Annotated in this window: 20 protein-coding genes; 10 read left to right on the top strand and 10 right to left on the bottom strand. The window is 64.8% G+C overall.

Going from position 1 to position 22641, the window contains the following annotated elements; all coding sequences use genetic code 11:
- Positions 1-348: 348 nt before the first annotated feature.
- Positions 349-1998 (bottom strand): chromosomal replication initiator protein DnaA, encoded by a 1650-nt coding sequence (dnaA, locus tag ACFWCF_RS04180; RefSeq protein WP_378557526.1) that lies wholly within the window; start codon positions 1996-1998, stop codon positions 349-351.
- A gap of 534 nt (positions 1999-2532) precedes the next feature.
- Between dnaA and rpmH the strand changes: the two genes are divergently transcribed.
- The 9 genes from rpmH (at position 2533) to ACFWCF_RS04135 (ending at position 9531) form a co-directional block, all read left to right on the top strand.
- Positions 2533-2676 (top strand): 50S ribosomal protein L34, encoded by a 144-nt coding sequence (rpmH, locus tag ACFWCF_RS04175; protein WP_054809984.1) that lies wholly within the window; start codon positions 2533-2535, stop codon positions 2674-2676.
- Positions 2677-2697: 21 nt separating this feature from the next.
- A complete protein-coding gene (rnpA, locus tag ACFWCF_RS04170) occupies positions 2698-3072 on the top strand; it encodes a ribonuclease P protein component (protein WP_378557523.1) in 375 nt (124 codons plus the stop codon).
- The gene (yidD, locus tag ACFWCF_RS04165) at positions 3072-3362 is read left to right on the top strand and encodes a membrane protein insertion efficiency factor YidD (protein ID WP_378557520.1); all 291 of its coding nucleotides are present in this window, start codon (positions 3072-3074) and stop codon (positions 3360-3362) included. The genes rnpA and yidD overlap by 1 nt, the downstream gene beginning before the upstream one ends.
- Before the next feature lie 71 nt (positions 3363-3433).
- Positions 3434-4570, top strand: a complete 1137-nt coding sequence (gene yidC / locus ACFWCF_RS04160; protein WP_378557517.1) for a membrane protein insertase YidC — start codon at positions 3434-3436, stop codon at positions 4568-4570.
- Between the two features lie 23 nt (positions 4571-4593).
- Positions 4594-5136, top strand: coding sequence for a protein jag (locus ACFWCF_RS04155; RefSeq protein WP_378557514.1), 543 nt, complete (start codon positions 4594-4596; stop codon positions 5134-5136).
- Positions 5137-5245: 109 nt separating this feature from the next.
- Positions 5246-5926: a 16S rRNA (guanine(527)-N(7))-methyltransferase RsmG gene (rsmG, locus tag ACFWCF_RS04150; protein WP_378557512.1), complete on the top strand. Its 681-nt coding sequence runs from the start codon at positions 5246-5248 to the stop codon at positions 5924-5926.
- Between the two features lie 664 nt (positions 5927-6590).
- Positions 6591-7565 (top strand): ParA family protein, encoded by a 975-nt coding sequence (locus ACFWCF_RS04145; RefSeq protein ID WP_378489649.1) that lies wholly within the window; start codon positions 6591-6593, stop codon positions 7563-7565.
- On the top strand, positions 7562-8782 hold the full coding sequence (locus ACFWCF_RS04140; RefSeq protein WP_378557510.1) for a ParB/RepB/Spo0J family partition protein: 1221 nt from the start codon (positions 7562-7564) through the stop codon (positions 8780-8782). The genes ACFWCF_RS04145 and ACFWCF_RS04140 overlap by 4 nt, the downstream gene beginning before the upstream one ends.
- 56 nt (positions 8783-8838) lie before the next feature.
- Positions 8839-9531 (top strand): GNAT family N-acetyltransferase, encoded by a 693-nt coding sequence (locus ACFWCF_RS04135; protein WP_378557508.1) that lies wholly within the window; start codon positions 8839-8841, stop codon positions 9529-9531.
- 88 nt (positions 9532-9619) lie between these two features.
- Here the strand turns inward: ACFWCF_RS04135 and ACFWCF_RS04130 are convergent, their stop codons facing one another.
- The 4 genes from ACFWCF_RS04130 to ACFWCF_RS04115 form a co-directional block, all read right to left on the bottom strand.
- Complete coding sequence (locus tag ACFWCF_RS04130; protein WP_378557506.1) at positions 9620-10798, bottom strand: N-acetylmuramoyl-L-alanine amidase; 1179 nt, start codon at positions 10796-10798, stop codon at positions 9620-9622.
- 122 nt (positions 10799-10920) lie between these two features.
- Positions 10921-11244: a thioredoxin gene (gene trxA, locus ACFWCF_RS04125; protein ID WP_378489645.1), complete on the bottom strand. Its 324-nt coding sequence runs from the start codon at positions 11242-11244 to the stop codon at positions 10921-10923.
- 98 nt (positions 11245-11342) lie between these two features.
- On the bottom strand, positions 11343-12308 hold the full coding sequence (gene trxB, locus ACFWCF_RS04120) for a thioredoxin-disulfide reductase (protein WP_378557504.1): 966 nt from the start codon (positions 12306-12308) through the stop codon (positions 11343-11345).
- 199 nt (positions 12309-12507) lie between these two features.
- Positions 12508-13707, bottom strand: coding sequence for an NADH:flavin oxidoreductase (locus ACFWCF_RS04115; protein WP_378557502.1), 1200 nt, complete (start codon positions 13705-13707; stop codon positions 12508-12510).
- Positions 13708-13807: 100 nt separating this feature from the next.
- Here ACFWCF_RS04115 and ACFWCF_RS04110 point away from each other — a divergent pair, with 100 nt between their 5' ends.
- Positions 13808-14365, top strand: coding sequence for a helix-turn-helix domain-containing protein (locus tag ACFWCF_RS04110; protein WP_378557500.1), 558 nt, complete (start codon positions 13808-13810; stop codon positions 14363-14365).
- Between the two features lie 3 nt (positions 14366-14368).
- On the opposite strand, the gene ACFWCF_RS04105 is transcribed toward ACFWCF_RS04110, so the two are convergent.
- The 5 genes from ACFWCF_RS04105 to ACFWCF_RS04085 are packed head-to-tail and all read right to left on the bottom strand — an operon-like array spanning position 14369 to position 22640.
- The gene (locus ACFWCF_RS04105) at positions 14369-15103 is read right to left on the bottom strand and encodes a hypothetical protein (RefSeq protein ID WP_378557497.1); all 735 of its coding nucleotides are present in this window, start codon (positions 15101-15103) and stop codon (positions 14369-14371) included.
- 54 nt (positions 15104-15157) lie between these two features.
- Positions 15158-15757: an RNA polymerase sigma factor SigM gene (sigM, locus tag ACFWCF_RS04100; protein ID WP_378557494.1), complete on the bottom strand. Its 600-nt coding sequence runs from the start codon at positions 15755-15757 to the stop codon at positions 15158-15160.
- A gap of 51 nt (positions 15758-15808) precedes the next feature.
- Positions 15809-19642 (bottom strand): murein biosynthesis integral membrane protein MurJ, encoded by a 3834-nt coding sequence (gene murJ, locus ACFWCF_RS04095; protein WP_378557491.1) that lies wholly within the window; start codon positions 19640-19642, stop codon positions 15809-15811.
- Positions 19639-22020, bottom strand: a complete 2382-nt coding sequence (locus ACFWCF_RS04090; protein WP_378557488.1) for a DUF6049 family protein — start codon at positions 22018-22020, stop codon at positions 19639-19641. The genes murJ and ACFWCF_RS04090 overlap by 4 nt, the downstream gene beginning before the upstream one ends.
- Positions 22017-22640, bottom strand: coding sequence for an NUDIX hydrolase (locus ACFWCF_RS04085; RefSeq protein WP_378489637.1), 624 nt, complete (start codon positions 22638-22640; stop codon positions 22017-22019). The genes ACFWCF_RS04090 and ACFWCF_RS04085 overlap by 4 nt, the downstream gene beginning before the upstream one ends.
- Position 22641: the final 1 nt, after the last annotated feature.

Raw genomic sequence — 22641 nt, 5'->3', positions numbered from 1 at the left:
AGAGTATTTCTGAGAAGAACTCACAGAAGTAGTAATAGGTCCTGTGGAATCTGTGGACGAACGACGGTCTACGCTGGTGGGACGACCTTCTCGAGGGGGTTCAACTCGAGGATGAACTCGAGGAATTCTCGAGGATGAATGTGGACGCCTCGAGACTGTTCTACTTCTGTCCACCGTTCGTCCACAAAGATCCCACGTTCTGCACACCCTTGTCCACAAGTGTGAGTGTGTTTGCTTTCTCGAGATCCGGGACGGAATCGGTGGTTTACCCACAGGCTGTGGACAGAAAAAATCGGGAGCGTCGTGTCGACGCTCCCGATTCCCGAGTGCTCTTGCGATGTGTCTCCGCTAGCGCTTCGAGCGCTGCTTGATGCGGGCAGTGAGTTCCTGCACCTGATCGTAGATCTTGCGTCGCTCGGCCATTTCCTTGCGAATCTTCTTGTCCGCGTACATCACTGTGGTGTGATCGCGTCCGAAGGTCTGGCCGATCTTCGGTAGCGACAGATCGGTCAGCTCACGGCACAGATACATGGCGATCTGCCTGGACTGGGCCAACGGGCGTGCCTTACCCGGTCCGCACAGGTCGTCGATCGAGATACCGAAGTATTCGGCGCACACCGCCATGATCGTCGCGGCGTTGATCTCGAGTGCCGACGAGTCGGGCATCAGATCCCGTAGCACCACTTCGGCGAGGGTCAGATCGAGTGGCTGCCTGTTGAGGGAGGCGAACGCTGTGACCCGGATGAGCGCGCCCTCGAGTTCGCGGATGTTGCGTTCGATCCGGCTGGCGATGAGCTCGAGCACATCGTGAGGCACGTCGAGCCCGTCCATCCGTGCCTTCTTGCTGAGGATGGCGATACGCGTCTCGAGTTCGGGCGGCTGGACGTCGGTGATCAGGCCCCACTCGAATCGGGTCCGCAGCCGTTCCTCGAGCGTGGCCAGCTGCTTGGGCGGACGGTCCGAGGAGACGACGATCTGCTTGTTCGCATTGTGGAGAGTGTTGAACGTATGGAAGAACTCCTCCTGGATGCCTTCCTTACCTTCGATGAACTGGATGTCGTCGACGAGGAGGATGTCCGTCTCGCGGTAACGACGCTTGAACGCGACCTTGCGGTCGTCGCGCAGGCTGTTGATGAAGTCGTTCGTGAACTCTTCCGTCGAGACGTACTTCACCCGCAGCCCGGGGAAGAGCCGCTGTGCATAGTGCCCCGCAGCGTGCAGAAGATGCGTCTTGCCGAGGCCGGACGCCCCCCAGATGAACAGGGGGTTGTAGGCGCGGGCCGGAGCTTCCGCGATCGCCACGGCGGCGGCATGCGCGAAGCGGTTCGACGCACCGATGACGAAGGTGTCGAACGTGTACTTCGCGTTCAGGCTGCTGCTGCCGATGGCCGGCGTTTCGGGCGGCGGCGGCTGTGTGAAGTACGACGGCCAGGACTCACGCACCGCGGTGAGAGCCTCGTGATCGTCGTCGACCTCGTCGACGTCCCCGTGGTCGGATTCGAGCGGCTCGTGGTCGTATCCCGGTCCGAAACGGCGATGGTAGGGAGCTCTGCCGTCGCCGGCGGACATCGCATCGCGGGGTGCCCGTCGATCCCGAGGTTCGGTGTCGCGACGTGCGGTTTCCCGGATTCTGCCCTCACGTGAGGGCAGATCGTTCGGGATGCCCTCGAGAGGCAACGTGTCGCGGGGTTCGGCGTAGGGATCCTCGGCGGGGTCGTCGACCCGTTCGCGGGGTTCGACGCGGACTCCGAGTCCTTCGACACCCTGACCGAGATTGCGGTTCAGCACGCGCAGGATGGGTTCGCGCAGATCGCGCTCGATCGATTGCTGTGCCAGCGTGGACGGCACCGAGAGCAGGGCGAAGCCCTGGGCCAAGGTGATGGGTTTGACGAGGTTGAGCCATGCTTTCTGACTTTTCGACAACTCGCCGTTGTCCACAGTGAGCTCGGAAACGACGTCCGCCCACACATCGGCAAGCGCGTTAGGCTCGTCGTTCACGAAGCTTCCTCCCACAGAGTCGACCGGATTTCCACATGATTATCCACAGGTGTGGACAACCAGGGAAAACAGCCCGGTCGGGCTGGGGATGAATCGACCGAATCATTCACTTGCGTGGGCCACGCGACGGCGTGAGTCGTCGGCGCGAACGCCGGGTGCAGTGGCCTGGAGGAACTGCACTGGTCTGTAGGAGCTACTGGTCTGTAGGAGCTGCAGTGGTCTGTCGTGACTACTGTGGCACACGATGGAAAGATGACACCGATCCCCCTCGACGTCATGGTCGGCAGCCTACCGCAGGTGACCTCGGCCACGTGGCGTCTCGAGAGGAGTCGGTGAATTTCGGTCGGCGTGTCGGATTGCGCGATCTGCATCGCCGCGGTTTGATTTCGCGCCCGGACCCGAGTAGCCTCGAACAGTCACTCGTACTGCAGTGGCTGGTCCATGCTGTGTCACAACGCGTGGGCTATGCGAAATTCCGTAAACGTTGGACCTATGGCGCCTCACTGGTGCCGCAATTATCGAGGAGTGTTGACCGTGGCCAAGGGCAAGCGGACGTTCCAGCCGAACAACCGACGCCGCGCGCGTGTTCACGGCTTCCGTCTCCGGATGCGGACCCGTGCGGGCCGCGCAATCGTGACAGCGCGTCGCCAAAAGGGCCGCGCTTCCCTCACCGCCTGATCCCGTTACCGGGAGCTCGGGGTGTTACCTGAGCCGTATCGATTGCGGCGCCGTTCGGATTTCTCCGACGCTGTGCGCCGTGGTCGTCGTCAAGGGCGCCGAGATCTGGTTGTCCACGCTCTACAGCGGGAACAACCGGATTTCGTGGTGAATGGTGTCGACGGTCCGCGTTTCGGGCTCGTCGTGAGTAAGGCTGTCGGGCCGGCGGTGATTCGACATCGAGTCGCACGCCGGCTTCGTCATATCTGTGTCGAGCTCGTCGAGTCGATTCCTGAAGGCACCGATGTGGTGTTGCGTGCGCTGCCCGGAGCGGCCACTGCTGAATTCCGGGATCTCGAGCGGCAGGTCCGCTCGGGATTGCTGCGACTCGGGGTCCTCGACAGCGAGGAGCGGTAGTGAATTCGCCCGTGTGGAGTACTGCGCTGCGATCTGTTCGTACTGCGCCGGCTCGGGCATTGATCTTCTGCATCGAGCTCTATCGCGTCTATGTGTCGCCCACTCGGATGCCGACCTGTCGATTCTTTCCCACCTGCAGCGAATACGCGGTCGACGCGCTTCGGATGCGGGGTGTCGTCGTCGGTTCTGTACTGACGGCTGTGAGACTGCTCAAGTGTGGGCCCTGGCACTCTGGCGGATGGGATCCGGTACCGGAGCGCCGGCGCCGACCATCCCCAGCGGGAACCTGAGCAGCGCCTGAAGACCTGAGACCGACGCCGTTGCGTGGCGATCATGGACGACCAGAGGAGTACCCAGAGCCGTGCTCGACTTCATCTACTATCCCGTGTCTTGGATCCTGTGGGTCTGGCACAAAGCCTTCTCGTTCGTGTTGGCACCCGACAGTGGGCTGACATGGGCGCTCTCCGTGGTGTTCCTCGTCTTCACACTGCGCGTCATCCTGTACAAGCCGTTCGTGAAGCAGGTTCGCACGACACGCCAGATGCAGGAACTGCAGCCGCAGATCAAGGCCTTGCAGAAGAAGTATTCGAACGACCGCCAGCGCCAAGCGCTCGAGATGCAGAAGCTGCAGAAGGAACACGGTTTCAACCCGCTGATGGGTTGTCTTCCGATGTTGCTGCAGGTTCCGGTGTTCATCGGTCTGTTCCACGTACTTCGCTCGTTCAACCGCACCGGTACCGGGTTCGGTCAGCTCGGTCTGACCCCGGAAGAGAACGCGCAGCTCGGGAACTACGCCTTCAGCCCGGACGACGTCCAATCCTTCCTCAGCGCTCGTCTGTTCAATGCGCCGATCTCGTCGTGGATCACTCAGCCGATGGAATCGCTTCAGGCGTTCACCGTCGATGGAGGTTCTCTACCGACGCGCTGGGAGATCGGGGCTGTGGCGGTCCCGCTGATGGTGATCGCGGGTATCGCCACGCACTTCAACTCGCGGGCCTCGGTGGCCCGTCAGAGCACGCAGGCCGCGGCCGCACCTCAGGCCGCGATCATGAACAAGCTCGCCCTGTATGTGTTCCCGCTCGGTGTGATGGTCGGTGGCCCGTTCCTGCCCATCGCGATCCTTCTCTACTGGGTGAGCAACAACGTCTGGACCTACGGCCAGCAGCACCTCGTCTTCCGCCGGATCGACCGTGAAGAAGAAGAGAAGCGTCAGGCGGCGCTCGCTCGTCGGAACGAGAACGCGCCCAAGCCGGGTGCACGCCCGAACAAGAAGAAGAAGGGCGGCGCTGCAGCCGCAGCAGCGGCAGGTGCAGCAACGACATCCGACGATTCCTCGAATGACGAGGCAAAGGATTCCGACGCGGTGTCCGACACCACGGAGCAGGCCGGCGAAGTGTCGCTGAAGAAGACCGATCCCCAGAGCGGCGGGAAGGGTACCGGTGCCAGCACACCGAAGCCTGGTAGCCGTCCCAAGAACTCCAAGCGCAAGCGGCGCTGACCGAAGTAGAAGAGAGCTGAAATATGGCCAGTGACCTGGACAAGGTGCAAGAGGATCTCGAGGTGGCCACCGAGCCGCGGGATGCCGAACTCGACGCCGATGACGACGATGATCTGATCGAAGAGGGCGAGATCGCCGGCGACTACCTCGAACAGTTGCTCGACGTGCTCGACTTCGACGGCGACATCGACCTGGACGTCGAGGGCGACCGTGCTGTGGTGAGCATCGACGGCGGCAAAGACCTGTCCAAGCTCGTGGGGCGGAGCGGTGAGGTTCTCGACGCGCTCCAGGAACTCACGCGACTGGCGGTGCAGCAGGCCACCGGCGAGCGCAGCAAGTTGATGCTCGATGTTGCCGGTTGGCGCGCGGGTAAGCGTTCTGAACTGAGTGCTCTCGGTGCGTCGGCCGCGAAGCGGGTCCTCGAGTCGGGCGAGCGCGAGGAGCTCACCCCCATGACGCCGTTCGAGCGCAAGATCGTGCACGACGCCGTTGCGCAGATCGACGGAGTGTCCAGCGAGAGCGAAGGCGCCGAACCCAACCGGCGAGTCGTGATCATCCGCGACTGATCAACAGCTGATTCGAAGAGGAGCCCGGCCGGCCCGGGCTCCTCTTTTTCATCGGTAGGCACCACGAGTTGGGCCAACAGTTTGTTGCACTACCCGTGTACGGGAGAGGATGTTTCACGTGGAACACGACGAGTCCGATTTTCTCGCAATCGCTCACCGCATCTTCACCGACCGCTTCGACCTTGCGCAGCGCTACTACGAGTCGTTGTCGACGGACGGCGTCGAACGCGGACTCATCGGGCCGAGGGAGATCCCGCGGTTGTGGGAGCGGCACATCCTTAACTGTGGAGTGGTCGGTGAATTGATCGAGCAGGACGAGACGGTGGTGGATGTCGGTAGCGGTGCCGGCCTTCCCGGCATTCCGCTTGCGATCGCCCGACCCGATCTTCGGGTGACACTTGTCGAGCCGTTGCTGCGGCGTTCTGTGTATCTCGCAGAGTTCGTCGAGACACATGGACTCGAGAACGTGCTCGTGGTGCGCGGCCGCGCAGAGCAGCCGGGAGTGATCAAGGAAGCGGGAGGCGCCGACGTGGTGACGTCGCGGGCGGTGGCTCCGCTCGCCAAACTCGCCAAGTGGTCGTTACCGCTCATTCATGAGGGTGGCCGGATGCTTGCGCTCAAAGGGAGTTCTGCGGCCGAAGAAATCGAGCGCGACCGCGACGAACTCGCAAAGCTCGGCGCCGGCAACCTCGAGGTACTCGAGTGCGGTGCGGGACTCCTCGAGGTTCCCACGCTTGTGGTGAAAGCCGAACGTATTGCTCGGCCTCAGCGGCGCCGAAAGAATCGATGAGCTGTTTCACGTGAAACGTCAGAGCGAATCCCCTCCCCTCCTCATGGAGCGGAGGGGATTTCCGGTTCTCGAGTCCGCAGGAATCGGGGATGTCGAACGTCGTGTTTCTCGAGTCCGATCATGAAGGAAAGTGCGTTGCGGGAGGGCAATGGGATACCCGAGGTAGTTTCGTCACTGTGACGGTTCATCTCGCTGTGGACTGCTCGATTATTCTAATCTTTCTAAAGTTGTTGTTATTCAGCATATTCGGTGAATCTAGGCTTCAATCATGTTCCAATAGAGTGGGTTTCGCGGTTTCTCCTGAAGAATCCCGGATCATCCGGCCGGCTCCGGGTCTCCCCTGGCTTACGGAGGGGCTGATGTTTCACGTGAAACAAAGCATCTCTCGACGTCGTTTCACGTGAAACATTCAAGTCGCGTTTCACGTGAAACATGACCCAACGCGGTGTCGACGTCGCCACCGAGGATTCTTTTGACATACTTGTGCCCGAGTGAAGAAGTGGATGCGCGACGCGTGCCGGGGGTGCACGTTCACGGATCCCAGCTCGAGCATCACCCCTTCGCGAGTCCGCGTCTTCGTCCGCGACCGCCGCGCATAGCGCGTGCCGGATGTGCGGAGGATGTAGCGTGCAAACCGAGCGGATCTACGTTTAAGGAGCGTTCTATGTCGGGTGGATCTGAATCCGCTGTTTCACGTGAAACCGAGGCTGCACACGAAGACGACTTCTTCCCGGTCCCCATCGACAGCTTCACGTCGATGGACACTCCGATCGGTGCGGCGGCCCATCGCGCCAGCCAGGTTCTGCACCCAAGTGAGGCTCACGCCCTCCCCAAGCCGCGCGAACGTCGCGTCTTCACCATCGCGAATCAGAAGGGCGGAGTCGGTAAGACGACCTCCGCCGTCAACCTTGCCGCAGCGCTCGCGGTCCAAGGACTCACCGTCCTCGTCATCGACCTGGATCCTCAGGGGAATGCCAGCACGGCATTGGGAGTTCCGCATCACTCCGGCGTCGCGTCGAGTTACGAGATCCTTCTGGGTGAGGTGGCCGCTGCCGAGGCGGTGCAGCAGAGCCCCCACAGTGAACGACTCTTCTGCATCCCGGCGACGATCGATCTGGCAGGCGCCGAGATCGAACTCGTCTCGATGGTGGCCCGCGAGAACCGGCTGCGAAATGCGATCACCAAGGAAGCCCTCGGCGACCGCGACTACGACTACATCATCATCGACTGCCCGCCGTCGCTCGGACTGCTCACGGTGAACGCCCTCGTTGCGGCGAAGGAAGTTCTCATTCCCATCCAGTGCGAGTACTACGCGCTCGAGGGTGTCGGTCAGCTCCTCCGCAACATCGAACTCGTGCAGTCGCACCTCAATCCCGACCTGCATGTGTCGACCGTGCTCCTGACCATGTACGACGGCCGGACCAAACTCGCGGACCAAGTTGCGGCCGAAGTGCGTCGGCACTTCGGCAACGCCGTCCTCCGATCCGTGATTCCTCGCAGCGTGAAGGTCTCCGAAGCTCCCGGATACGGGACGACGGTTCTCGATTACGATCCAGGTTCGCGCGGTGCGATGAGTTATCTCGACGCAGGGCGTGAATTGGCGGCACGCGGGCTTCAGGACACACAGGGGAACCAATGAGTGCGACACGTAAGGGTGGACTCGGGCGCGGTTTGGCGGCATTGATCCCGACGGGCCCGCCCGTCGAGATACCCGACGATCCTGCATCCGAGACAGGCGCTGAAGGCACGACGGGTGTCGCAGTGAAAGCGGATTCTGCCGGGTCGGTGGCACCCGCCTCCGAGAAGAAGCCGCCATTCGCCAAATCGACGCTCACGCGGCGTCCCGGTGGCACCTCCGGCCTGGCGAGTTCCCCGGCAGGTCTCGGGACAGCCGCCGCCGACGTCATCATCGGCGACGGGAAGCCGGCCGCGAATGCAGAGTCGAACGGTCTCGACTCGACGCCCGCGGGCTCGGACGTGAGTGAGTCGGAGAAGCAGACGGGAAGCGAGCCCCTCCCCTCCCCCACCGGGGCGGTGTACCTCGAGATACCGATCGACCGCATCGAGCGGAACCCGAAGCAGCCGCGGCAGGTCTTCGACGAAGAAGCGCTGGGCGAGCTCGTGCACTCGATCCGAGAATTCGGACTCATGCAGCCGATCGTCGTGCGCCGGATCGAGGGCGACCGGTTCCAGCTCATCATGGGCGAGCGGCGTTTGCGCGCGTCGCAGCAGGCAGAGCTCGAAACCATCTCGGCGATCGTCCGCGACACAGAGGACAACGCGCTCCTCCGCGACGCGCTCCTCGAGAACATTCACCGCGTGCAGCTAAATCCACTCGAAGAGGCCGCCGCGTATCAGCAGCTGCTCGAAGAGTTCGAAGTCACCCACGAGGAACTCGCCGCACGCATCGGCCGCTCTCGTCCGGTGGTCACGAACATGATCCGGCTCCTCAAGCTCCCCATCGCCGTCCAGCGTCGTGTCGCGGCGGGTGTGCTCTCGGCCGGACATGCTCGCGCGCTACTCTCCCTCGACGGCGGAGCGGACACCCAAGAGGTGCTTGCCGCCCGGATCGTGGCGGAGGGGATGTCGGTGCGTGCCACCGAGGAAGCCGTGGTCCTCGCGAATCGTTCCGGCACTCCGGACGCGGCGGCTCCTGTGCGGCGGAAGCCGATCCAGATGCCGGGACTGCAGGACGTCGCCGAACGGTTGTCGTCGTCATTCGACACTCGCGTCACCGTGAGCCTCGGTAAGAGGAAGGGGAAGATCGTGGTCGAGTTCGGGTCGGTCGACGATCTCGAACGCATCGTGACCCTGATGGAATCGCAGAAGTTGGGCACCCAGCAGAACCCTTCTTGACTTCCCTGCTGGAGCAGGACGACTGTCTAGACCAGAGGTGGAGGCGAAGGAATCTCGTGTCGACACGAGTCACGCCGCTCTCGTTGAGTGGTATCGATCAGTTGCCGAGGCACTCCCGGCGATGTGTGTTCTGGGAGATGGACCCCGGCACTGTCGATGATGCCCGTGGATTCTCGGACCCCGAATTCGAGAAGGAAGCGTGGCTGTCGACGGTGATGCTGGAGTGGGGGTCGTGTGCGCAGATCGCGACCGTCGACGAGAAAGTTGCCGCGTGCGCGTTCTACGCGCCGCCCAACATGGTTCCTCGCGCGCAGTTGTTTCCCACATCCCCGGTCAGTGCTGACGCAATCCTCCTGACGACCATGCGGATCGAACCGCACGCCGAAGGGTTCGATATGGGTGCCGACCTCATTCGTGCCGTCGTGGACGATCTCGTACGACGGAACGTGCGTGCGCTCGAAGCGTTCGGGGTCCGAGTGGATCCCGAGCTGGATGCGGTCGGTGACAGTCCGTGCGCGACGGCAGCGAACGCATGCTCCCCCCGTGAGTGCATGATCTCCGCTGATTTCCTCGAGGACATGGGGTTCGACGTGGTTGCGCCGCACCACCGGTTCCCGCGACTGCGGCTCGAGCTCGACCGCGACCACGGCTGGAAAGAAGAGGTCGAGGCTGCGTTGGATCGACTGATCGAGGCTGCGTCGATCACGGTCGAGGATCTCGCCGGCCGGACCACGGTGGGGGCGCAGTAGCGGACTCCCGCACCAGGACGAAAGAACGGGCCCCCTCGGTGAGGGGGCCCGTTCTTCTCGGAGTGTGGATTCGGCTACGGAGTGTGATTCAGCGCGTCTCGGTGATCGACAGCTCTTCGGCGAGCAGCTCGGCGAAAGTGTACGTGCCGGTCGGTTGGTCGTCCTGACCGAGCAGGTACAGACGCTTGACGGCGATGAGCACAGCCTCGGCGATCGTGTCGCGGTGACGGGGGTCGGCGAGCACCATGGCGTCCTGCGCGTTGGTGAGGTAACCGAGATCGATCTGGATCGTCGGCATGTTCGTCAGCCGCAGTAGATCCCAGGTCCGTCCGTGGCTGCGGCAGTCCTGGAGAGGTGTGCGCGCGACGATCTCGCGCTGGATGTACCCGGTGAGTACCTGTCCGATCATCGATTCGGAGCCGTGCGAATTGCCGTAATGGAAGCTGGCGATACCGCTTGCCGAGAGGTTCGAACTCGCATCACAACGCAGCGAGATCATCAGGTCGGCGCCGAACGCGTTGGAGGTGCCGGCGCGCTCGATGTCGGTGGGGTTCGCGTGGTACGGCCGCGACAGGAAGGTTTCCATGCCGGTGGCAGCCATGCGCCCTTCGAGCCGGCGGGCGAGATCCCACAGGATGTCGGCCTCGGAGATGGTGCCGTGCGGACTGCGGAGGATGATGCCGTGGTGATTGCCACCGAGGCCCGGATCGATCACGATCCGCTTACCGCTGAGCTGCGGACCGGACCGCCGGACGATCTCTTCCTCACTGATGGCGTGCGGCGACCCGCCGGAGACCCGGGTCCCGAGGAGTTCGAGTGCCCGCAGGGTCTCGGGCCCGCAGATTCCGTCGGGTGCGAGACCGATCTCCTTCTGGAAGGAGCTGAGCCCGGCGTGGGTTCGGGGGCCGAAGTATCCGTCGACCCGATCCACGTAGAACCCGAGATCCTGCAGACGGGTCTGGAGCGCTGCCACATCGTCGCCGTAGAGGGGTGCGGACAACTGATAGATCAAGGTGCGGGCGCCGAGGCGGTACGACGCTTCCTTGAGGGACCGGTACGTCGCCGGGCCGACTATGCCGTCGACGAGCAGACCACGCTGTTGCTGGAAGGCACGCACGGCGCCATCGAGCTCGTGATCGAAGGCGACATCGGAGCCGACCCACTCGTCGGTGGCCTCTGCTCCTCCGTGGAGAAACCCTAGTCCGGCGAGTGTGTTCCGGATCTCTGCGACAGCAGGACCGTGGTCGCCGTGACGAAGAGGGCGCATGTGTCGGGGGCCTTTCCGTGCTGACCGGAGTGCCCTGCACGCGCGGGGCAGCATCGAACGGAATTGTCTCAGATGCACCCGAGGACGATGTTCACGGGCGCATGGTCGATCCTGGGACGTTACTACAGGACCTCGTCGAGCTCCCGGAGCAACGCCGCTTTACCCTTCGCGCCGACGATCGTTTTCACCGGCTTGCCACCGGAGAACAGGATCATGGTGGGAATGGACATCACCTGGTAGTCGCGAGCCGACGACGGGTTGGCGTCGATATCGAGCTTGGCGATGGTCAGCTTCTCGCCGTGCTCACCCGCGATCTCCTCGAGAACCGGGGCAACCATCTTGCAGGGGCCGCACCACGTCGCCCAGAAATCGACGAGTACAGGCTTGTCGGCCTGCAGTACGTCTTCGACGAACGACGAGTCGGTGATGTTGACGGTGTTTGCCATTCTGGTTCTCCTGGTGGCTAGTGGAGTGGTGAGGGATCAGGTGACGAAGATCAGACGGTGCCGAAGATCAGACGGTGCCGAAGATCAGACGGTGCCGATCACGCTTCGACAGCGACCGGCTCGAACGCCTCGCGGTTGGCGACGAGCCAGCGCTCGGCGTCGATGGAGGCGGAGCACCCGGTACCCGCGGCGGTGATCGCCTGACGGTAGGTGTGGTCGACGAGGTCGCCGGCAGCGAAGACGCCGGGCACGGACGTAGCGGTGCTCGGCGAGGAGACCCGCACGTAGCCCTCGTCGTCGAGATCGACCTGACCGGCGACGAGTGAGCTCCGCGGATCGTGGCCGACGGCGACGAACAGACCGGTCACCGGGAGATCGCTGCGTTCGCCCGTCACGGTGTTCTCGATGACGAGGTTGGTGACGCTGTTCTCACCCTGGACCTCGGCGACCGCGGCGTTGGTAAGGAAACGAATCTTCTCGTTCGCGCGTGCACGTTCGAGCATGATCTTCGACGCGCGGAACTCTTCGCGGCGGTGGATGAGCGTGACGCTGCGTGCGAAGCGGGTGAGGAAGGTGGCCTCCTCCATAGCGGAGTCACCGCCGCCGACGACAGCGATGTCCTGATCGCGGAAGAAGAAGCCGTCGCACGTTGCACATGCCGAGACACCGCGGCCGAGGAGCTTCTCCTCCCCCGGCACGCCGAGGTAACGCGGCTCGGCACCCATCGCGAGGATGACGGCGCGTGCGCTGTAGGTCTCGCCGTTCGCGACCACGGTCTTGACCGGACCCGTCAGGTCCATTTCCTCGACGTCCTCGGTGCGGATGTCGGCACCGAATCGCAGAGCCTGCTCACGCATCTGGTCCATCAGTTCGGGGCCCATGATGCCTTCGCGGAAGCCGGGGAAGTTCTCGACGTCGGTGGTGGTCATGAGTTCGCCACCGAACTGGGTTCCTTCGAACACGAGCGGGGAGAGTTCGGCGCGAGCCGCGTAGATCGACGCGGTGTATCCGGCCGGTCCCGAGCCGACGATGATGAGGTCGTGGATCGTGGGCGAAGTCGTCATGCGAGCCTTCCGAGGTCGAGTGCGGGGGTGGGGACGCAGTGCGCGGCCACAGTCGTCCGTGCAGGTGAGGCCACGGCCGAGCTTGAAAGTATCAACACCAGGGTAAACGGTGTTGTTCCCCGCTCGCCGTGCCTCACGCCACAGTCGGCGCGGACGACCCCCGGGCAGACCCCGGAAGTGCTCGATCGGACGATGGACGTCAGATGGTTGTCGGGATGTCCCGCAGTGTTTCGCGGATGACGCAGCGGGTGCCGGTGTAGATGGTCGGCATGCACTTGTTGCAGTGGATGCACAGTCCCTCGCTGGCGGTGGAATCACGGAATTTGTTGACGACATCAGGGTCGCGCAGCAGTGCCCGCCCCATCGCGACGAACTCGAACCCTTCGTCGAGCGCGTTTTCCATGGTGTCGAGCCGGTTGATGCCGCCGAGCAGGATCAGGGGCAGAGACAGTTCCGAGCGGAATTGCCGTGCCATCGGCAGGAAGAACGCTTCCTCGAACGGAAGTTTCGGAAAGATCTTCGGCCCGTAGAGCTTCAGCCCCCACCCGACGACCTTGGCCTGCGATGCCACGAACTCTTTCATCGGGACGTCGCCGCGGAAGAAATACATGCCGTTCAGGAGGGAGCTGCCGCCCGTGAGTTGCATCGCGTCGATGTGGCCGTCGGCCTCGATGAGTTGTGCCATCGGCAGCGACTCGTCGAGCCACAGTCCTTGGGGTACTCCGTCGGTCATGTTGAACTTCGCGATCACGGCGATCTTGTCCCCCACCGCGCGTCGTACTGCCTCGAGCACCCGGCGCGGATATGCGGTCCGGTTGGCGATGCTGCCGCCGTAATGATCCTTGCGCTTGTTGAGGTTCGGGCTCATGAAAGAGCTCAGGAGATAGTTGTGTCCGAGGTGGACCTCCACGGCGTCGAACCCGGCATCGACCGCATGACGGGCTGCTGACGCGTAGGAGTCGACGATGTCGTCGAGTTGCTCGAGGGAGGCGCCGCGGACGAGACCCATTGCGGGTGCGCTGATGCGTGTGGATGGTGCGATGGTGCTCATGCCGTTCGAGATCTGGTTGGCGACGAGCCCGGCATGACCGATCTGCGCGGACGCGAGCGCCCCCTCGGCGTGTACGGCCTCGGTGAGTCGTCGTAGGCCGGGGACGGAGGCACTGTTGAGGACGAGCGTGTCGCGGTGGACGCGACCCCTCTCGGAGACCGAACAGTAGGCGACGGTGGTCAACGCTGTTCCGCCGCGCGCGACCTCGGCGTGGAACTCGATGAGCTGATCGCTGACCGCTCCGCGAGGCATGACGCCTTCGAACGTGGCGGCCTTGATGATTCGGTTGCGGAGGGTGAGCGGTCCGAGCCGGGCAGGCTCGAAGACGGTGGGTCGCGGCGAAGTCATGCCCCTACTTTCGATGCCAGTGGTACCGTAATTATGATCCGACTATAGCGCGCGTGGCATCGCCGACGCCATGATCCGTCCCAAGAGAAATGCAGACTGTATGTCAGACGTTGCTCCCGGGCGTCCCCGCGACCCCCGCATCGATGCCGAAGTGCTCGACGTTGCCCGTGAGATGCTCGTCGAGGTCGGATGGGACGGCTTGAGCATGCGTGCGCTCGCCGCACGCGCAGGTGTCGGCCGAGCGACCTTGACGCGACGTTGGCCCACCAAGGCTCACCTGGTTCTCCACGCGCTACTCGGCTCTGCACCCGACCTCGAACCGTACAGCGGAATCGACCGCCGCGGCTGGATCGAATGGGTCGTCACCGGCAGCGTCGAACTCTTCGCACGACCTGAGGTGCGTGCTGCCCTACCCGGCCTGCTCGCGGCGTTGCGCGACCACGAAGACCTCCGGAACGCGCTGTGGCGCACGTTCAGTGGTCCCAGTACGGCCCTGTTCGCCGGAGAGACCGATCACGACTCCGAAATCGATGCACGCGCAGTCCTGGTCATGGCTGCCGGATCGGCACTCTTCGCGGGTCTTATCGCGGCAGAGGACGACACCCCGGAGTTGCGAGCGCGGATCCTCGAGTTGCTGCTTCCCGTCGCCCAGGAATGATCGTCACCCCATAACCTCCACCTGGATCGTCGCCGGATCGTTCGCCCCACACCGAGTGCCCACCACCAGCGCCGTGATCTGCGGTGCCTGCGGGCCTCCGAGCAGGATTGCGACGGCATCGGAGTCGCCGACCCGGATCTCGCGCGACCCGAGAATCGGGCTTATCGGAGAAAATCCGTTCGCGGACAAGCATTCTCGCAGCCGTTCGCCTTCGGCCAGCGGTCCGAGACCGACGTCGCCGACGATGGCACGCAGCGACGCCGGGGTGAGTGCGTTCTCGCCCGAAGGAGAATTGCCCTGCGACGGTGAGGTACCGGATGCGAGCGGAGGCACGGTTGTATCGTCGGCGGCGCCGATTCCGCGGAAGACGAGAGCGAACACGACCGCGAGCGCTGCCGCGGCACCGATACCCGCCACCGCGAGCATCCGAGGATCGCGGCGTGGCTTTCCCCTCTGTTCGAGGCCCATCTGTTCGAGTCCGCGCCGTTCGAGACCCCGCAGTGTCGAGTCGAGACGCGCGGCGACATCGGGCGGTATCGGCTCGGCTGCGGGTACCTCACCCCACGTCCGTAGTCGGGCCTGTACGGCGTCGAGCCGGTCGATCACAGCCATCGCGTCACGGTCCTGCCGCACGAGCGGCCACAGCCGCTCGGCGAGCTCGTCGTCCACTACTCCCGCGTGGAGATCAGCGAGTAGATCGTCGGAGTACGGCGGACGTGGAATTTCGTCCTCGTTCATGCGCAGCTCTCCTCGGCGACTCGGGTGCCCTCACCAGAGTAGGACGTACGCGGTTCACGATCGGTTCCCTCTGAATCGAAGGTCGTCGAGAACGGAGGCAAGTTTCTTCCGCCCGCGTGCGCATCGGCTCTTGATCGTGCCCTCGGGAACACCGAGTCTGCGAGCGGCTTCCTTCACCGAATAACCCTCGACATCGACAGTCACCACGGCCGCGCGTTGATCGGGAGGGAGCGTGAACAACGCGGTCTCGATGTCGAGGGCGATCTCGAGATCGGATATCCGATCGTGTTCGTCGCGGACCTGTTCGACGTCATCCGGATAACGGGTAGCGATCGGACGTACTCGGTTGCGGCGGATGCGGTCCAGGCACGCGTTGACGACGATGGAGTGCAGCCAGCTGCGCACTGCTGCATCTTCCCGATACGTGGCGGCCATCCGGTGAGCCGAGAGCATCGCGTCCTGCAGGGCGTCGGCGGCGTCCTCGTGCGAATAACTCGTGCGTTTGGCGACGTGCCACAGCTGGTCGCGATGCCGCGACACCAACGTCTCGAACGCGTACCGGTCCCCGGCGACATGCGCTGACAACAATTCTGCATCCGACATCTCTCCGACGTCGGGTACAGCGATTTTTTCGATCCCCCCGAAAATTCGCACGCGCGGATGGTATCCGATGTGCCGGATGAATCCCCGTTGTGCGCGTTGATCCTAATTCGCAGCGGTGAACGTGACCTCGGAAATTGCACTCTTGTGGCTGCCACCGCTCATGCTCAGATCCGTGATCCACAGCAGCACATGCGATGTACCCCCGTCGGCCTCGACCGGAATCTCGGTCTCTCCCGAACCCAGTGTGGCCGAACCGATTACCTGGGTCTGATCCAGAGACGACTGAGCCGACGGTGCACTTCGCACCTCGAGCACGGTGCCGGGCGAGTCGGTCGTGACGGTCACCGACGACAACGTTGATGTGTCGGCGAGCGAGACCAGAAGACCCACGCCGTTCTTCAACGACGGGAACGGGTCGAAGTAGGCGTCTGTGCTCCACTTCGTGCTCGGGTCGCCGTCGATGGCCTGCGACGCGGTCGCCGGAGAATCGGGGGTGCCCTGCGGCGAGAAGACGGTGACCGACGTCGCGGCGACGGGGCCGGCGGCCACCGGTGCCGCCGAGGGCACGGTCTCGCCGCCGCTGTTGCCCGGCGTCGCGGGGGCCTCGGCCGTCGGGGTGAGACCGAATTCCTGGCTGGTCAACGGCGCATTGTCGGTATCGCCTGCGAGCAGGTTGGTGATCCACCAGCCGATCAACGCGAGGATGATCACGGTGATGACGCCGAGGCCGACGAGCGCCATGAGCATCCGCTCGGAATGCTTCTTCTTTTCCGCGAGTGCTTCCTGATCGGCGAGGGCGTGGTTCTCGACTGCGGTCGTTCGCTGTCCGAGCCGCAGCGCGGGAATCATGTCGGTCTTCTGATCGACCACCGATGCCTGGTCGAGGATGTGCTGCACCGTGGCGGCCGTTCGAATGCCACCGTCGGTGGACAACGCACGCACCGCGACCGCGGAGATCTCGAACGGAACGTCCGGACGGATGGTGCGAGGTTCCACGGGAACACCGTCGTGACTGCGCTGGGCGATCGGCATTCCACCGACCGTGCCGCCACTGCGCGCCGGAGCTGTCCGGCCGGCACCCGGGATGCCGGGTTCGTCGAGCGGCCAGCTCCCGGTGATCAACCCGTACAAGGTTGCGCCCAGGCCGTGGACGTCGGAGATCGCGTCGGCGTCCGAGAACGTGGCCGGGAATGCGAGCACCGCGTCGCCCGCGACACTGATGCGAACCCGGTCGGGGTGGTCGATCGACAATGCGCTGCCACCACGGTGCGTGGCCTCGGCTGCCGAGGCGAGCGCCCGCACGGCACGGGCCGCGCCGATCGGAGACGGATCGGTGGTCGACATCTCTTTCAGCGACCGGCCCGGTGTCCACTCCGCGACTACGATGCCGCCCGAGCTGCCGCGCACGACGTCGAGCACACGCGCGAGACCCGGTGAGTTTATGCGTCCGAGACGCAGCGTTCGCGACAGCACGGCCTGAGGCGAGTCGGGTCCGGTGGCATCGGCGGCGCTTTGGTCGGCGTCGACGAAAGTCAGAGCCACCTCACGATCGAGCTTGACGTCGAGTGCCTGCCAGAATCGCAGCCCTCGCGCGCCGCCGTGAGGCGCGAGCAGCCGGTAGCGGCCTCCCGCCACCGACGCCCCCGCGATGAGGTCGGGTCCGCGCATAGCGCGCCGAGGTGCGCTGCCCGACACGCGGACCGGCGGCAACTGCGGCGAACCGATCGGGATGACGCCCGTGTCGGTGTGGGTATCGCGCGGCGGTGCGGCGTCCGGGTTCCGGGCACTGGGATTCCGTGCCCCGGACGCGGAAATACGGTTCGCTGAATCGAGCGTGGACTTGCCGGCAGCGTGGTCGTCGCTCACCCTCACTCCTTCGTTGTCGACTCGTCCACCTTCTGTACGGAGACGGGGATCGCCGGGAGCCGCGAAGTATCGCGGTCCACGCCGCCCGGGTCGAATCTCTTGCCCAGAGTACGGGAGTTGCGCCCGTCCATCGACGGGACGGGGCAAGTCCCGAATCGCGGGAATGACCTCTGTGATCGCGTCGTACGGTCCGACTCCGTACTCCCCGTAGTCGATACGCGGGAGCACAACGGTGCGTTCCACGTCGGTTTCGGGGTAGTCGTAGCGCCGCGGAGCGGGGAGCGGTCCGGTCGGCGGTGGCGTCCTCGGGTCGGCGCCGACGCCGGCAACCCCCGATGTATCATCCGGTGCGCCGCCGCGCAGCGCACCCACCTTGCGCCTGATCATTGCCTCGATCGAGAGGATTTCGGGAACCTTCAGCAACCACATTCCGATGAGGGCGACCAGGATCATGAGCACCCCGGTGATACCGACCCGCACGAAGGAGCCGAGACCGCCGAAGCGCTCGCTCAAAGCGTCGAGTTGAAGCAATCTGTCGGCGAGCAATACCACCGCGGCGCCGGCCGCAGACGCGAACAGCACATGCCAGACCGTCCGTCCGACATTCGCCATATGCAGGTCGCCGAGCGTGCGATGCAGCAGGAATCCGCCGATGAACGCGCCCACCGTGAACGCCACACCTGTCGCGACACCGAGCAGGACGACGACCTGACCGCCGTTGCTCGCGATGACGGGCGCCAACGCCGACAATCCGATCTTGACCGCGGTGATGCCCAGAATGATCCACGTGGGTGTCCACGCCTGTTCTCGCGCGTAGAACACGCGGAGGTGGATCAACACGAGCGAATACGGGATGAGGGTGAACGCGGACCAGCTCACCGCACGGCCGAGCAGTTCGGCGTTGCCACTGCCGAAGTTTCCGTAGCCGTACAGGGCGGCGCCGATCTGCGGACCGGCGATCGTGAGGAAGGTGACGATGGGAATCAGCGAGATCATCGTCAGGCGGGTCGCGACGGAAAGGTCGTCGACTACGGCGGGCGTGTCGCCGTCGGCGGCGTTGCGGCTCAGGCGCGGCATGATCGCGGTGAGTACGGTGACGCCGAGCACGCCGTACGGCAGCTGCAGGAGCAGCCACGCATTGTTGTAGATGGCCGGACCGGCCTCGTCGGCCCCCGACGACACCCGGGTCGCGAAGACCATGCCGGCCTGGCTGATCAGCACGTACATGATGATCGCGGCGGCCATGCCGCCGAACTGGCGGAGCCGGTCGTCGAGCCCCCACAGCGGTGTGAGGTTGACGCCTTCCCGGCGCAGAGCAGGGATCAGGCACAGAGCCTGGGTGACCACACCGAGGAGCACGCCGAGCCCGAGGACCAGCAGTTTCGGGTCGCTCATCTGCACCGGGTCGAGAGTGATCTCGCCGGGCATCAAGTAGTACAGGACGAGCACGCACAGCACGACGACGTTGTTGAGCACCGGCGCCCACGCACCGGGTTTGAACACCTGCCGGGTGTTGAGAATGCCCGTGAACAATCCCGACATGCCGTAGAAGACGATGGCAGGCAGCAACAGATACGACAGAGCCGTCGTCAGTGACGTCGAGACCTCACCCGAATCGTCGAGGAAGACGTGTGTGGTGAGGAGCGGGGCCGCTGCGACGGCGAGCACCGTCGCAGTGCCGAGGAGCACCAGCGCGGCGGTGAACAACCGCCGGATGAAGGCCTCACCGCCGTCGGGGTCCTCCCGTTCGGCGCGGACGAGCACCGGCACCACGATCGAGGTGAGCACGGCACCGAGCACGAGCTCGGAGATCATGTTCGGGATCTGGTGAGCGACCGTGAACGAGCTCGCAACCCCCGCACCGAGCAGAGTGAGGATGAGCAGTTGCTTGAGGAAGCCCGTGATGCGGCTGATCAGGGTGGCGATCGCGATCGACCCGGTCGCCGCGAGCAGACTCTGGGGCTTACGGGGCCGAGCCGACCCGGTGATGTCCGGGGACGTCGTCGGTCCCTGCGGAGCGCTGTGACCGGTGGTTGCCCCGGTGCCGCTGCGGGTGGGGTTCCCGGTCATGTCTCTCCATACCCTTCATCGGCCGGATCCGGCTCCCCCCGGAATCGGTGCAGAAGTCTCCGCCCCGCCAGGAACAACAGGAGTGCTCCCGCACAGCCCGTGACGATGGCGAGCACCTGACCGTACGCATTGGAACGTACCGTCACCTGCGTGGGGCTGCCGAGTGACAGACCGGATTCGGTCGTGAGCGCGAACTCGACCTCGATCTTTCTCGAGTCGCTGATCTCGGCGGGCACCGTGAGTGTGCGGCTGCCCCGCGGGGGAAGCTGGGTGGGACCGATGTCGGTGATGTCCATTGCGTTGGGTACGTCCACATGCAGCCGGACGGTGATGCCCACGGGCAGATCGTTGCGGGCCACGAGCAGAAGTGGACTCTGCTCCGAGGTGAGGGTGAAGACACCGCCGGGAGCAAGGACCGTGACCGAGTCGAACATGCGATCAACTGCCTCGCGGGCTTCCGTCGACCGCCGTTCGGCATCGACAGCAGCTGCGTCCGGATCAGGCCCGCGGCGCCCGGCCAGCGTCATCGAGCGCAGCATGTCGTTCCGCAGCGGCGCGGTGAATGCACTCGGGGTCAGCTGGGCCTGCGGATCTTCGACGAAGGCCTCCTCGAGCCCGTCGAGACGAGGCATCTGCGCCGAGGCCTCGTGTACCACCGATGCGGGCGCACCGTCGGTGATCGCCTGCTCCGGATACGTCAGGAGCGACGCCACCGGGTCGGTCGCGGTCGCGGCGGCCGCGGCGATCATCGCCTCGAACGGCCGTGCCGTCGCGAGTCCCGATCTCATCAGCGTCGACACCATCGACAGGGCCTGCGCAGCATCGTCGGCAGACGCCGACCAGACCTGCGGCGGCGCGAGCACCACCGAATTCGGTCCGGCCGGTGGTGTGGTCACCGACGACGCACTCAGTGCGGGCCAGGCGATGGCGCCGAGTGCGTCCTGGAGTCGCGCCGTCGTCGAATCGTCGGTGAGGGTGTACCGCGACGAATCTGGTACGTACGAGGGAGTCTGCGGTTCGTCGCCCATCGCAGCGAGCGCGGCACCCGCGGCGCTGTCGAACAGACCCGCCGTCAATCCGTCGACACCGCTGATGCGGACCCCCGCCGCGCCGGGATCGGCGTTCTGCACGGCCTCGTCGGCGAGCAGTGCGGTCACCGGCCCGTTCGCCGCGATCACCGCGGCTGCCTTCTCGGTGAGCACACCGGAATCGGGCCAGACCACCGAGCCCACCGAGGAGATGCCGAGAATGGAATCGATGATCCGGGCGGGCGAGTCGAGTGCGGATTCGATCAATGAGGCGTTGCCGGTCTCGGCGAGCGCCGTCAGGTCGACCTGGGCGTACGGCACGGCGGTCGTGCACATCTGCGCGGACAGGGCCCGTAGACGTTCGAGCCACGCGATCGCCGCGTCGGTGCCCGTGCCGGGCCGTGCGTCGCCGATCGGGTCGGAGGGATCGGCCACCACCAGGTAGTCGCGGGTCATGTTCGCGACCGTGGCCAGCAGATCCGGGTCGATCGCGAGGCACATCGCACCCGCGACCTGATCCTTGTTCGCCACGGCGTCCTCCGCGACACGCAGCAGACCGTCGAGGCGACCACCTTCGGCGAGGGAGGACGCAAGATCGTCGTCGACGAGGCGGACGGGGTCGGTCACGGATCCGGGCACTCCTGCCGCCACCCGGGGGCGGTCGGCGAGCGGCCACAGCAGCGTCGTCGCGACGGGACTCGACAGGTCGGCAGGCACCGCCGGAAAATCCTTCTCCCCGGCTCCGAGGGACGTTTCCCCGAGCGAGGTGGGCCCACTCGTGTCGGTGTCGGCGTCGACCTCGTCGGCGGCGGGCACTCCGAGGACGGGAAGCAGGAACCGGGCGTCGTCGAGGCGCGCCTGACCGCCGTACTCGGGGGCACCGTTGACGTTGACGAGCAACGGGTACACACCCGGAGCGGTGATGTTCAGGGACGGGGTGAGGTCGGAGCGCAGCGGGAGTTCGAGAGTGAATTCCTCCGTCCCCCCCTGTTCGAGACGGTCGGAGACCACCTCGAATTCCCCGACGGTGTCGTATCCGGCCTGATCCAGCGTCAATGCACTGCGTAGGGTCGCGGAATCTGCGACAGCCTGCGCCCGCTGCAGACGCACCCACACATCTTCGACATCGCGATCACCGATATTGGTGACGGTGCCGGTCACCGATACGACCGGGCCACTGGCAAGCGACACCGTCGACGGCGTGACCTCGTCGATGTCCAGTCGGAGGAACTGCGGTTCGTCGGTAGTCTGCGCGGTCGCGGAGTCGGGAATCGGCCCACCCAGAGCTACGAGGACCAGCGCAAACACAGCGAGGACCACGGCGCCGGTCCGAGAGAACACCACCGTCATCCGAGCGCGGCCCCCGGCTCGTCGGTGTCCTTCAGCTGGTCGGTGTCCTTCAGCCAGGAGGGGTCGATGTCGGCGATGAGTTGGTCGGCGATGTCGGCGAGTTTGCGTTCGTCCGCGTACGCGAGCCGCGTCCGCAACTCGGTCAGTGGCACCCAGGCCACCTCGGTGACCTCGATGTCGGCGTCGGAGAGTTCACCGCCGAGGTATCGGAGGAGATAGTGATGGACGGTCTTGTGGACGCGGCGCCCTTCCGTCACGAACCAGTAGTCGATACTGCCGAGCTCGGCGAGGACCTTGCTGCGCACACCGGTCTCTTCGTGGACTTCGCGCATCGCGGTCTGCTCTGCCGTCTCGCCCTTCTCGATGTGGCCCTTCGGCAGTGACCACAACAGGCGGCCGCGGCGGTCGGTGCGACCGATCAGAGCAGCGCACAGCTTGTCGGTGGGGCCGCCGAGGCCGTCGACGACGAGACCGCCCGCCGACGTCTCCCGCACAGTCCGCATCCGCGTGTGCGGCGTCGAAGCCGACGAGGCTGCGCCTCCACGCACGGGTGATTTGCCGCCCGAACCACGCCGCCGCGGATTGCGGCGGTTGCGGTTGGCACGTTCTGCGGGCGACACC

The organism is Rhodococcus sp. NPDC060090 (assembly GCF_042729855.1).
In the GTDB taxonomy this organism is placed as follows: domain Bacteria; phylum Actinomycetota; class Actinomycetes; order Mycobacteriales; family Mycobacteriaceae; genus Rhodococcus.
The sequence above is the reverse complement of the archived record's forward strand: the minus strand, read 5'-3'. Positions and strand labels throughout refer to the sequence as shown.

What these genes read in the sequence shown, in the direction of transcription:
- ACFWCF_RS04155 (WP_378557514.1), top strand. Translation starts at nt 4,594, where the DNA reads ATGGCCAGTGACCTGGACAAGGTGCAAGAGGATCTCGAGGTGGCCACC.
- rsmG (WP_378557512.1), top strand. Translation starts at nt 5,246, where the DNA reads ATGTTTCACGTGGAACACGACGAGTCCGATTTTCTCGCAATCGCTCAC.
- ACFWCF_RS04145 (WP_378489649.1), top strand. Translation starts at nt 6,591, where the DNA reads ATGTCGGGTGGATCTGAATCCGCTGTTTCACGTGAAACCGAGGCTGCA.
- ACFWCF_RS04140 (WP_378557510.1), top strand. Translation starts at nt 7,562, where the DNA reads ATGAGTGCGACACGTAAGGGTGGACTCGGGCGCGGTTTGGCGGCATTG.
- ACFWCF_RS04130 (WP_378557506.1), bottom strand. Translation starts at nt 10,798, where the DNA reads ATGCGCCCTCTTCGTCACGGCGACCACGGTCCTGCTGTCGCAGAGATC.
- trxA (WP_378489645.1), bottom strand. Translation starts at nt 11,244, where the DNA reads ATGGCAAACACCGTCAACATCACCGACTCGTCGTTCGTCGAAGACGTA.
- trxB (WP_378557504.1), bottom strand. Translation starts at nt 12,308, where the DNA reads ATGACGACTTCGCCCACGATCCACGACCTCATCATCGTCGGCTCGGGA.
- ACFWCF_RS04115 (WP_378557502.1), bottom strand. Translation starts at nt 13,707, where the DNA reads ATGACTTCGCCGCGACCCACCGTCTTCGAGCCTGCCCGGCTCGGACCG.
- ACFWCF_RS04110 (WP_378557500.1), top strand. Translation starts at nt 13,808, where the DNA reads ATGTCAGACGTTGCTCCCGGGCGTCCCCGCGACCCCCGCATCGATGCC.
- ACFWCF_RS04105 (WP_378557497.1), bottom strand. Translation starts at nt 15,103, where the DNA reads ATGAACGAGGACGAAATTCCACGTCCGCCGTACTCCGACGATCTACTC.
- murJ (WP_378557491.1), bottom strand. Translation starts at nt 19,642, where the DNA reads ATGACCGGGAACCCCACCCGCAGCGGCACCGGGGCAACCACCGGTCAC.
- ACFWCF_RS04090 (WP_378557488.1), bottom strand. Translation starts at nt 22,020, where the DNA reads ATGACGGTGGTGTTCTCTCGGACCGGCGCCGTGGTCCTCGCTGTGTTT.